Genomic DNA, 5,775 nt, shown 5'->3' on the forward strand with positions numbered 1-5,775 from the left:
TCCGGTCCCGGGTTCGAATACCAGAACAATCTGAAGCTCTTCATGGGTCTGCTGTTCGCGGCACGCGAGAAGATCATCATCGTCAGCCCCTACTTCGTTCCCGAAGAGTCGCTGCTGCTCTCGCTCGTCACCGCCTGCCAACGCGGCATCCACGTCGAACTGTTCGTTTCCGAAGAGGGCGACCAGGCGATGGTCTACCACGCCCAGCGCAGCTACTACGAAGCCCTTCTTCGCGCCGGGGTCACGATCTGGATGTACAAGAGACCCTTCATCCTGCACTCGAAGAGCCTCACGATCGATGACGAGGTCGCCGTCATCGGCTCGAGCAACATGGACATGCGCTCCTTCGGCCTCAACATGGAGATCTCGATGATGGTGCGTGGCGAGGAGTTCGTCGCCGACATGCGCCGCGTCGAGGCCGAGTACCGATCCCTCAGCCGCGAACTCACGCTTGAGGAGTGGCTCAAGCAACCACTCAGGTCCACGGTGTTGGATAACCTCGCCCGACTCACCTCTGCACTCCAGTAGCAGCGTTGCCCCAAGGAGCCTCATGAAGCGCCGCATCCTTGCATCAGTTGTTCTCGGCTCCGCCGCCGCGCTCAGCCTCACCGGGTGCCTCAGTGGCTCCGATGCGCCAGCGGGGCAAGAAACCGACGTCGAGGCAGCGTGGCTCGATGACGGCCGGATCATCGCCGTCGTGACATCCGGCTCGAGTACCTGTGTTCCCACCGCGGAGTCGGCGGAGATCAACTCCGACGGAGCGCTCGCCGTCGAGCTGGTGGAGCCGGATGCCGACACCGCGTGCACCCGCGACCTCGTTCCCCGCGCGACGCTCGTCACCGTGCCCAACGGGGTCGACCCGTCGCAAGACCTGGAGATCTGGGTCACCAGTGAGGCCGGCTACTACGGCGATGTGACGCTCGCGGGCGCGTCCGGCCTAGCCGGCCCCGGCGGCGAAACTGACTACGAGCCGACAGCTGGCTGGACCCAGCAGCAGGGCCAGTTCGTCATCCTGACCTGGGGCTCCTCGGGTTGCGTGCCGGTCGTCGAATCGAGCGAAGTCACCGGTGAGGCGGAAGTGACGGTGACGTTCCAGGATCCGCCCGCCGACCAGGTCTGCACCGCCGACATGGCGCCGCGCACGAACTTCGCCTTCGCCGACGGCCTCTCCGGCGTCGAGGACGTGCAGCTCGTGCTCACCGGCGACTCCTTCGACCAGACGATTACGATCTACGGCGCCAGCGACTGACGCCTCGTTCGCCCGCCCGGCGCATCCTCCCCCGTTCGTTTGCCGCAACACGCCGTGCGCCGACTCGGCACCATGCGGTTTGCGGCAAACGAACCCGTGCTCGCTGGCTGAGGCATCCGTTCACTTGCCGCAACACGCCGTGGGCGACGGCCCCGAGGCTCGGTTTGCGGCAAACGAAGGCGTTAGCCGCGCCCTGACAGTGGTCCTCCCCACTCAGTAACCCGCGCGACTTCTCCCCGGTCGAGTTTCTTACACGCTGGGGCAGGCGGGCGCGAGGAATCGTGAACGGATGCCGCAGGCGACACCGCTTCCCGATGGGCTCGTGCCTCCGTTTTCTGTCGCTACCGCACGGCATTTCGGCATGTCAGATTCCCGCCTGCGACGGAAGGACCTCTCCCGTCCGTTCCACGGTGTGCGTTCGGTCGACCACGTCGAAGCGGATGACGGCGAAGAGTCGATCGTGCGGCGCGCCATCGAGTACTCCCGGCGGATGCGCGAGGAGGAGTTCTTCAGTCACGTCACCGCCGCCGTACTGTGGGGGCTGCCGCTGCCGCCGCAGGGCCTGCTCGCGCGAAGTCGCGGTGATGCTGCGATGGCGCGCCCCCTGGATGTTGCGGTCAGGCTCCCGGCGCGGGCGGGACGAGCTCGCGGCATCCGGGGCCGGTCGATCTCGCCGCATCTGGCTGAGGTGAGCATCCATCCCCTGACCGGCCTGAGGGTATCGACGCCCGCGGCGGTGTGGGCAGAACTTGCCACTGAGCTCGCGCTGGAAGACCTCGTCGCTGTCGGCGACGCCGCGGTGCGCGAGCCGATGTGGGAGACGGATGCCGCAGCTCTGGCATCCGTTGCGGATCTGGACCGCGCTCTGGGGGCGGGCCGCCGGCTCGGGGTGGACCGGTTGCGAGCAGCGCGCCCGCTGGTTCGTACGCGCTCGAGATCTCGGCCCGAGACACACCTCAGGCTCGCGTTCGTTGAGGCGGGGTTGCTGGAGCCTGAGTGCAACTGGCCCGTCGCGGAGGGGGATCGACTACTCGCTCTGCTCGACCTCGCTTACCCCGGCGCAGGTGTGTGCTTCGAATACGAGGGAGAGCATCACCTCCGCGACCCAGAGCAGTGGGCGCGGGACATTCGGCGCCACGAGATGCTCGTCGAACGGGGTTGGCGGATCGTGAGGGTCACGAAGGACGATCTCTACCGCCACCGCGAGGAGCTGTTCACCCGTATCCGTCTCGCCCTTGCTGCCCGCGACTGACCCTGTTCACTTGCCGCAACACGCCGTGAGCGACGGCGCCCGCGCACGGTTTGGGGCAAACGAACGGATACTAGCGCGCGGGCGGATGCCTAGTCCGATCCGTCGGCACGGACGAGGAGGTCGCCGACTTCGCAATCCAGCGCGTGGCAGATCGCCGACAGAGTCGAGTAGCGGATGGCGCGAGCGCGATCGTTCTTGAGGATTGAGAGATTCACCACCGAGACGCCGACAAGCTCGGACAGTCGGGTGAGCGTCATCCCGCGTTCGGCGAGCAACTCGTCGAGACGACAGTGGATCCCGCTCGCTCCGTCGTCCTCGGCTTCGGCGGGGCTCACACCAGTCCCTCGGTGTCGCGCTGCATGCGTGAACCGTAGCGGAAGATCACGGCCAGAGCCGCGAGCCCGAGAGCACATCCGATCGGCCAGATGGGGATGATGAGCTGGAAGGTGACGGGTGCGGTTATCGCCGCGCCAGACGACGCGTCCGGAATTACCTCGTGCGAAGTCAGGTAACGAGCGATCGAGAGAAGGACCTCGGACGCGGTTCCCCCGATGAGAACGACAACCGCTGACGTGAGGAGCCACCGTGGCGCGCGTCGAGCGAACGGTCGGCCAGCGGCGGCGATGCGGCACGGAACGGAAACGAGCACGCCGGGCGTTGCCGCGGTGACGTACGCGAGCAGGCCTCCAACGAAGATGAGCGACCTCACATCGGCGCCGAGCCCTGCCACCTGGAGCGACGCAGAGTCGATGGTGCCGCAGTAGAGCGCTGTCGCGCTCGGCATCGTCCCGCCCGAGCTCTGGCAGGGAAGTGCGCTCGGCCATGCCGTTGTGATCGGAACATCCGTGATGCTCGTCGTCGGCGAAACGACGAGGCTGATCAAGCCGAACACGGCACCCACGACCACGAGTGCTACCCAGATACGGGCAACCGCTCCTGTGACATCGAGGAGGACGGAGCCAACCCGTCGACGCCGAGCATCCCAGACCAGCGCGGCGAAGACCAGGCCGATGTTCAGCGCGCCTACCGCGCCGACAATGAGCGCGCCGCCCAGGTCGGTCCACGCAACGGTCACGAGAAACGTCCTTCGGTTGCGTCACGACTCATACGAGGCCCTCGGTGTCGCGCTGCATCCTGCGCATCGCCTGGAAGACGTAGCCGAGAGCCAGGACGGCGAACCCGACGAGGGGGACGGCGAACCCCCAACCGTCGACCCCGAACCCGACAAGCAGGATGCCGCCGAGGGCATCGTTGGTCGTATGGGCAGCCTCCATCGAGCCGAAGCCCTGCGCGGCGGTGCCGATCAGTGGTCCCAGCACGAGAGCGAATCCGGCCGCAAACGTGAACCGGTGCAGCGCGACCGGAAAGCGCATCTCCGAGGAGATGGACCAGAGGAGCCATGTCACCGCCAGCGCCACGATGATCGCCGTGAGGGCGAGCATGATCGCACCGACGGCGAAGAGAACCCGTGAAGATGCAACGAGGTCTGTCGTAACCGCTACCGTGTCGATGGATGCTGACACGGCAGCATCGCTGGCAACTGGGGTGGCCCCGTTGGCCAGGAGATTCACCGTGACCTCGGGTGAGGTGAGCATCCACACCGCGCGAGAAACCTGTGCGGTTGCGAGGGCAACGCCCAGTAGCGCGGTGATGACGGCGATCACGCGAATAGTGATGCGATCGGGCCGCGCGGGCATGACTACTGCATCCGGAGAGACTGCCATGCTCGACTCCTTATCGAATATCGTTGTTATCGGTAAACGATAAGACGGGTCGCGCCAGCCGTCAACTGCGGTGCGGGGTAGGCACGTAGGCGACTCGCTTGCCGCAATCTGCGGTGTGACTGCGGTGGCCGCGGCGTGTTGCGGCAAACGAGCGAGAGGTTCCGTCAAAGGTCCGCCCCGGTATGCCCCCAGCGAACAGCGGCATACCCTGCGCGCCCGATCGTTACTCTCGATGTACGACGCCAGCAGTGGGTCAGCATCCAGCGACTCACCGGCCGAAGGAGTAAGCGGATGTTCGAGAGATTCACCGACCGTGCCCGTCGCGTGGTTGTGCTCGCCCAAGAAGAGGCGAAGATGCTCAACCACAACTACATCGGCACCGAGCACATCCTCCTGGGTCTGATCCATGAGGGTGAGGGCGTTGCTGCCAAGGCGCTCGAGTCGCTCGGCATTTCGCTCGATGCCGTGCGCGAGCAGGTGCAAGACATCATCGGCCAGGGCCAACAGCAGCCGACGGGACACATTCCGTTCACACCGCGCGCCAAGAAGGTGCTTGAGCTGTCGCTGCGCGAGGCGCTGCAGCTCGGCCACAACTACATCGGCACCGAGCACATCCTGCTCGGCCTCATCCGTGAGGGCGAGGGCGTTGCCGCTCAGGTGCTCGTCAAGCTCGGCGCCGACCTCAACAAGGTGCGCCAGCAGGTCATCCAGTTGCTCTCGGGCTACCAGGGCAAGGAGCCCGCGGGTGTCGCCACAGGCGCCGGCGAGCAGGCCCAGGGCACAGCTCAGGGCGGATCGCAGGTGCTCGACCAGTTCGGTCGCAACCTCACCCAGGCTGCTCGCGACAACAAGCTCGACCCCGTCATCGGGCGCGAGAAGGAAATCGAGCGGGTCATGCAGATCCTCTCGCGTCGCTCCAAGAACAACCCCGTGCTGATCGGTGAGCCCGGCGTCGGCAAGACCGCCGTCGTCGAGGGTCTCGCGCAGGCGATCGTGAAGGGTGACGTTCCCGAGACGCTGAAGGACAAGCAGCTCTACTCGCTCGACCTCGGTTCGCTCATCGCCGGGTCCCGCTACCGCGGCGACTTCGAAGAGCGCCTGAAGAAGGTCACCAAGGAGATCCGCACCCGCGGCGACATCATCGTGTTCATCGACGAGATCCACACCCTCGTCGGTGCCGGTGCCGCCGAAGGTGCGATCGACGCGGCATCCATTCTGAAGCCGCTGCTCGCGCGTGGCGAGCTCCAGACCATCGGTGCCACGACCCTGGACGAGTACCGCAAGCACTTCGAGAAGGATGCTGCGCTCGAGCGCCGCTTCCAGCCGATCCAGGTCGCCGAGCCGAGCCTGCCCCACGCGATCAACATCCTGAAGGGGCTGCGCGACCGGTACGAGGCTCACCACAAGGTGCAGATCACGGATGGCGCGATCGTCGCCGCCGCGAACCTCGCCGACCGCTACGTCAGCGACCGCTTCCTGCCCGACAAGGCGATCGACCTGATCGATGAGGCCGGCGCGCGCCTGCGCCTGAGCATCCTGTCGAGCCCGCC

Annotated in this window: 7 protein-coding genes; 4 read left to right on the forward strand and 3 right to left on the reverse strand. The window is 66.1% G+C overall.

Going from position 1 to position 5,775, the window contains the following annotated elements:
- From B3587_RS05745 to B3587_RS05755, 3 genes are all read left to right on the forward strand, one after another.
- Positions 1–528, forward strand: a 528-nt coding sequence (locus B3587_RS05745; RefSeq protein ID WP_292727074.1) for a phospholipase D-like domain-containing protein, incomplete at its 5' end; no start/stop codon positions are given.
- A 22-nt stretch (positions 529–550) separates the two neighbouring features.
- On the forward strand, positions 551–1,249 hold the full coding sequence (locus B3587_RS05750) for a hypothetical protein (protein ID WP_292727076.1): 699 nt from the start codon (positions 551–553) through the stop codon (positions 1,247–1,249).
- A gap of 361 nt (positions 1,250–1,610) precedes the next feature.
- A complete protein-coding gene (locus B3587_RS05755) occupies positions 1,611–2,501 on the forward strand; it encodes a hypothetical protein (protein WP_292727078.1) in 891 nt (296 codons plus the stop codon).
- Between the two features lie 89 nt (positions 2,502–2,590).
- On the opposite strand, the gene B3587_RS05760 is transcribed toward B3587_RS05755, so the two are convergent.
- Genes B3587_RS05760 through B3587_RS05770 form a run of 3 tightly spaced genes read right to left on the reverse strand, consistent with a single transcriptional unit; the run spans position 2,591 to position 4,225 of the window.
- Positions 2,591–2,836, reverse strand: a complete 246-nt coding sequence (locus B3587_RS05760; RefSeq protein WP_228177469.1) for a helix-turn-helix domain-containing protein — start codon at positions 2,834–2,836, stop codon at positions 2,591–2,593.
- Positions 2,833–3,576 carry a hypothetical protein gene (locus tag B3587_RS05765; protein WP_292727080.1) on the reverse strand — a complete coding sequence of 248 codons (744 nt, stop codon included), beginning with the start codon at positions 3,574–3,576 and terminating at the stop codon, positions 2,833–2,835. Before B3587_RS05765 ends, B3587_RS05760 begins: the two co-directional genes overlap by 4 nt.
- Positions 3,577–3,604: 28 nt before the next feature.
- Entirely contained in the window at positions 3,605–4,225 is a 621-nt protein-coding gene (locus B3587_RS05770; protein ID WP_292727082.1) for a hypothetical protein, read from the reverse strand.
- 291 nt (positions 4,226–4,516) lie between these two features.
- Here B3587_RS05770 and B3587_RS05775 point away from each other — a divergent pair.
- Positions 4,517–5,775, forward strand: a 1,259-nt coding sequence (locus B3587_RS05775) for a Clp protease N-terminal domain-containing protein (protein ID WP_292727084.1), incomplete at its 3' end; no start/stop codon positions are given.

Origin of the sequence: Microbacterium sp. UBA837 (assembly GCF_002296025.1) — a bacterium.
GTDB lineage: Bacteria > Actinomycetota > Actinomycetes > Actinomycetales > Microbacteriaceae > Microbacterium.